Source organism: Streptomyces sp. NPDC059989, from assembly GCF_042736975.1.
Taxonomy (GTDB): domain Bacteria; phylum Actinomycetota; class Actinomycetes; order Streptomycetales; family Streptomycetaceae; genus Streptomyces.
Genome location: NZ_JBHWUO010000120.1, coordinates 1 through 4,045, shown reverse-complemented (window position 1 = coordinate 4,045; position 4,045 = coordinate 1). Strand labels below are relative to the sequence as shown.

General features: G+C 67.6%; 4 protein-coding genes and 3 pseudogenes. 3 read left to right on the top strand and 4 right to left on the bottom strand.

The features are described from left to right. Positions 1-239 precede the first annotated feature (239 nt). Positions 240-800, bottom strand: a complete 561-nt coding sequence (locus tag ACFWBN_RS39620) for a hypothetical protein (protein WP_385186673.1) — start codon at positions 798-800, stop codon at positions 240-242. A 227-nt stretch (positions 801-1,027) separates the two neighbouring features. Here ACFWBN_RS39620 and ACFWBN_RS39615 point away from each other — a divergent pair, with 227 nt between their 5' ends. Continuing rightward, positions 1,028-1,747, top strand: coding sequence for a DUF2625 domain-containing protein (locus tag ACFWBN_RS39615; protein WP_385186671.1), 720 nt, complete (start codon positions 1,028-1,030; stop codon positions 1,745-1,747). Between the two features lie 6 nt (positions 1,748-1,753). Here ACFWBN_RS39615 and ACFWBN_RS39610 read toward each other — a convergent pair. After that, positions 1,754-2,554 (bottom strand): annotated as a pseudogene (locus tag ACFWBN_RS39610) (IS5 family transposase). A gap of 53 nt (positions 2,555-2,607) precedes the next feature. Here ACFWBN_RS39610 and ACFWBN_RS39605 point away from each other — a divergent pair. Beyond that, a pseudogene (locus tag ACFWBN_RS39605) lies at positions 2,608-2,748 on the top strand (IS110 family transposase); the annotation flags it as partial. Between the two features lie 54 nt (positions 2,749-2,802). Continuing rightward, positions 2,803-3,092, top strand: a pseudogene (locus ACFWBN_RS39600) (transposase); the annotation flags it as partial. Between the two features lie 122 nt (positions 3,093-3,214). Here the strand turns inward: ACFWBN_RS39600 and ACFWBN_RS39595 are convergent. Both ACFWBN_RS39595 and ACFWBN_RS39590 read right to left on the bottom strand, forming a co-directional pair. After that, positions 3,215-3,505, bottom strand: coding sequence for a hypothetical protein (locus ACFWBN_RS39595; RefSeq protein WP_385186668.1), 291 nt, complete (start codon positions 3,503-3,505; stop codon positions 3,215-3,217). Continuing rightward, on the bottom strand, positions 3,502-3,858 hold the full coding sequence (locus ACFWBN_RS39590) for a hypothetical protein (protein WP_385186665.1): 357 nt from the start codon (positions 3,856-3,858) through the stop codon (positions 3,502-3,504). Before ACFWBN_RS39590 ends, ACFWBN_RS39595 begins: the two co-directional genes overlap by 4 nt. Positions 3,859-4,045: the final 187 nt, after the last annotated feature.

Below are 4,045 nucleotides of genomic sequence, written 5' to 3'. Positions count from 1 at the left end.
CGACTCTATCAGACTCTTTCGGGCCCGATTTCCTCGGCGCTTTCGAGGTTCTACGCTTTCGCGCTTTCCCTTTCCGGCGATTCCGACTCTATCAGAAAATCTCCACCGGATTTCCCCGGCTTCGATTCCCGAATGAAGAGTCGAGTGTCCCCACGCGAAATTCCTTCCTTGTGGGGGCTGCTGCCGAGCTTGTCCAGCTCGAGGCAACTGCTCGACTCTACAACCGTGCCATGGAGGTGTCAAAACGAGTCCTGGTCGGCTCCCCGCGCGTCGGGGGATCCCTCAGTCGACACACCCAGGTCGTGCCGCATCGCGGCGCGCATCGCCCGGAGCATGTCCCACACCGCCTGCCGGTCCCGTTCCGCAGTCTCCATCGTCTCGCCCGGCTCGGGCTCACCTCGCTCCAGGCGTTTGACCTGCCCGTAGACCTTGTTCAGGGCTTGGTTGACGGCGCTCGCGCGCGCGAGCACCTCGTCCGGGGCGATCATCTGCGCTTCGGAGTACCGATCGCGATGAGCGTCCTTCGCCTCCTCCAGCGCGGCCCTGTCGGCCTCCTCCACACCGCGTTCCCTGAGCACGTGCAGGTGTCGGTTGAGCGCCGTGGTGAACTGCCGGGCATCCCGGTTGAGCTCGACGTAGCAGCTTCGGCGCAGTACGCGGCTCTCGTGGATCTCCTCCTGGCCGCGGACGAGCTCTATCTCCCTGAGCTTCGTACGCTCGGAGCCGCGCTGGGTGAGGAGCGACGCTCCCAGGGTGCCGGCGACACCAGCCACCGCGATGATCACTGCACTCAGCTCCACCGAACCACTCCCCCACGCCCCTCGCCTCTATACCCGCTGGCCTGTGGTCCGCTCCCACGCCCCAGAACGCCAAGTCTGCCTCCAGGCCCACAGGTTGGTCGCCACAGGGCTGCGAATCCCGCCGCGGTGAGGGGCGGGCCATCCTTAAGAGGTCATCTCGATTGGTGGATCGAAGTGCGGGTGACCCGGCGGACTGTGCCTCTCGGCGTTGGTGCGACGATGCGGAGATGCGCGAGCACAATGAACTGATCAACGTCGACGACCCTGCATGGCCGCTCCTTCTTCAGGAGCTGTCCGGCACCGACGTACCAGTTGAGGTGCTGCTCGGTGATCCCGTGGCAGGCCGAGCCTCCGTGCTGCAACTGCAGGTCTCCGCCCGGTCGAATTTGGGCGGCATCGTACTGAACTGCGGCGGTCTGCTCGTGGACGGTGGATGGCTGCGGATCTTTGGAAGCCCGAGCGACGCCGGACTGCCCGGCCTGGCCGAGGTCAACGCGATGCCCTCGAGATTCGATCCCTCATGGCGGCCTGGTGCTGGTCTCGTGGTTGCGCATGACGTGCTGGGCGGGGTCTTCGCCCTCAACGGGGGCAACCCTCGTGAGGCCGGTCGGCCCGGCGAGCCAGGCGAGATCCTCTACTTCGCCCCTGATGCGCTCGGCTGGGAGGCCTTGGGCGCCGGCCACTCGGCGTGGCTGTCCTGGGTCTTCTCCGGGGGACTCCGGGAGTTCTATGAAGGCCTGCGGTGGGACGGCTGGCGCAGTGAGGTCTCTGTGCTGGACGGTCGGCAGGGACTGTCGTTCTTCCCGCCTTTGTGGTCGGCCGAGGCCCGCCAGGATCTGTCGGCGACCAGCCGTCGCGCGGTGCCCATGGCGGAACTCCTTGCCGTGAGCCGCGATTCGTGCCTTCAGTCCGATGGCACCGACCCGGGCTTCCTCGGGGTCGCCTGAACCGGCTCACCCGTCCAGACGCCGATAGCAGATAAGGGTGGCGGCGATGCCGGCGAACGCGAGGAAGTGTTCGGCCTTGCGCTCGTAGCGGCGGTGCAGACGGCGGCATCCAGCGAGCCAAGCCACCGTTCGCTCCACTGTCCAACGGTGGCGGCCCAGGCGCTGAGAGGATTCGACGCCCTTCCGGGCGATGCGCGGGGTGATGTTGCGGGAGCGCAGCCACCTTCGCAGGTGGTCGTAGTCGTACCCTTGTCGCCATGGAGTTTGGCGGGCCGTCGTCGACGCGGTCCACGGCGGGAGCGGATGGGCGGGATGCCGCGGACGAGGGGTTCGAGGCCCTGGCTGTCGTGGATGTTCGCTCCGGAGATCCCGATCGAGAGGGGCAGACCGGACCGCTCGGTGATCAAGTGGATCTTTGAGCCCTTCTTGCCACGATCTACGGGATTCGGACCTGTCAGGGCCCCCCTTTGAGGCCCGCATGTTCACCGAGTCGACCGCGCACCGCGACCAGTCCAGATCCCCGCGGGCACCGAGTTCATCCAAGACCACGCGGTGGAGCTTGCCCCAAACCCTGGCTCGGCTCCACTCGGTGAACCGACGGTGCGCGGTCGGTCCAGACGGACCGAAGACCGGTGGTAGCTGCCGCCAGGTACAGCCCGTCGTGGCCACGAACATGATTGCCGCCAGCACCTCACGATCACCGTGCCGCCGTCGGCCACCGCCCTGCGGACGCACCGGAGCAGCCGGGACCACCCGCTGAAACAACTCCCACAACCCGTCCGGAACCAGACGCTCCACCCACGTCATCACAACAGACACCCTAGTGATCAGACCAGTTGAGACGACCTCTAAGCCGCTAGCCCAACACCGAACCCAAGCTTCGCGAGCTGTTCGCGAGGCTGAAGTCCAAGCATGGAACGGTGCTGGTCCTGGTCGCCCAGCCGGCCGCGATCGTTGCCCTGCCGCTGGCGGTCGCGATGGACATGGGCTGCCCGGTCGCCTCATCCCTCGTTGGAGCGCGCACTGGGGCCGCGATGGCAGCACCCGGCGGTCCTGACCAGACGGGAGGAAGTCATGTTCCGGGGCAGGGCGGCAGCAAGCACCACCCGATCATCGAGTCCACCGGCATCCCACTCGCCGTCACCCGGACCGGCGGCAATCGGAACGACGTCACCCAGCTCATCCGCTGCTCGAAGCCATTCCACCGGTGCGGGGCAAGCGCGGCCGGCCCCAGCGCCGCCCGGACATGGTGCTCGGTAACCGCGGCTACGACCACGACAAGTGCCCCCGCCTCGTCTGTGCCGGCGTGGAGCCGGTGATCGCCCGACGCGGCACCGAGCACGGCCACGTCGTAGTTGCCGATCAGCTCGGCAAGGCCCCGCGGGTTCACGCCCTTCGCGTTCTGCCGCTCGGGATCGGCGCCTCGGCCGCCGGGCCGCCTTCAAGCCGGCGACGTCTCCATCGGGCTCAGAGGTTGACGCGCTTCAGGTAGACGCGACTGCGGTGCGGGATGGTCTGGTACCAGAGCATGACGTGCTCGTCCTCGTACGTACGGAGCCGCATCGGGTGGGGGTCCTCGTAGAGGCTGCCGTCCTTGGGGTCGATCGCCATCGCCGCCAGGTCGACCAGGCCGTCCATGACGGCACTGACGAGGCCCTGTTGCTCCGGCGGCATGTCGCCGAGCACCCACAGGCGGCTGGGGTCGCACTCCCAGGCCCAGCCGGTGTCGTTCTCGACGCCCTCGCCCCGCGGAGTCACTGACCGATCTCGCGCTGGGCCTCGGCCAGGATGCGGCTGCTGGTTTCCATGGCGGCCCGGAACTCTTCCTCCGTCGCCGCCGGGTCCCCGGCCACGCGTTCCGCTTCGTACAGCGCCGCCGAGCGCGCCGGCCAGCGATGGATCGCCACGTGCGTGGCCCACTTGATCAGGAAGAACCGCAGCGGGTTGATGGCGCCCGTCTCGGCGGCCCGGTCGAACGCCTCGTTGCATTCCTTGTCGAGCACGGCGAGGTTGGCCATGTCGATCCGGCGCACGGCGTCCCGCAGGGCCTCCCGTGTCATGGCCGGCTGCGGGACGAGTGGGCCGCCTTCTTCCAGCTGCTGTGCAGTCATCGCGTCCTCCAGGGGAACGCGGCCAGGATACCCAGCCGAGGCCGACGATCTGGTCCTGAACGCAGAAAAGCCCCGCACCAACCCCGAAGGGTTTGGTGCGGGGCTTTCCCACAATGATTGTTCGGCGGCGTCCTACTCTCCCACAGGGTCCCCCCTGCAGTACCATCGGCGCTGAAAGGCTTAGCTT